We start from the raw sequence: 617 nt of genomic DNA, 5'->3' as shown, positions 1-617 counted from the left end.
AAATAGGGCAAGAAATTGCCAAAATGCACAACGCTGGCGTTAATCACACAGACCTGAATATCCACAACATCTTGATCGATGACAAAGATAAAGTGTGGATTATTGATTTTGATAAGTGCCGCAAACAAGAGCACGGCGACTGGAAAAAGCAAAACTTAGAAAGGCTTCTTCGCTCATTCAAAAAAGAACTGCTCAAACGCCAAATCATTTGGCAAGCGTCCGATTTTGATCATGTACAAAAAAGTTATACTGAAAATACGTAAAGTGAGCTTTTTGTCAGTTATTCGTGAGACAATCCAATAGCGCATTTCGGTACACCCACTAAAAGTACCCATTAAAGTAGGTAACATTTGCAATGAAAATACTAGTAACAGGCGGGGCAGGCTTCATTGGCTCAGCTGTCGTTCGACACATTATTCGTGACACCCAAGATAGCGTCGTTAATTTAGACAAGCTCACCTACGCAGGAAACTTGGAGTCGTTGGTAGATGTCGCGGACAGTGACCGTTATTACTTCGAGCAAGTGGATATCTGTGACCGAACTGAACTAGACCGCGTGTTTTCAGAGCATCAACCCGATATGGTGATGCATTTAGCGGCTGAGTCGCATGTCGATC

The 617-nt window shown here is 42.8% G+C and carries 2 protein-coding genes; both read left to right on the top strand.

The genetic code is table 11. The annotated features are described in order from the left end of the window. Window positions 1–263, top strand: a 263-nt coding sequence (locus tag R7R24_RS28240; RefSeq protein WP_318120384.1) for a lipopolysaccharide kinase InaA family protein, incomplete at its 5' end; no start/stop codon positions are given. Between the two features lie 92 nt (window positions 264–355). Further along, window positions 356–617 (top strand): GDP-mannose 4,6-dehydratase (locus tag R7R24_RS28235; RefSeq protein WP_318120383.1); only part of this gene is annotated, 262 nt, incomplete at its 3' end.

It is taken from the genome of Vibrio sp. 704 (assembly GCF_033339295.1).
This window is presented reverse-complemented; position numbering and strand designations above follow the sequence as displayed.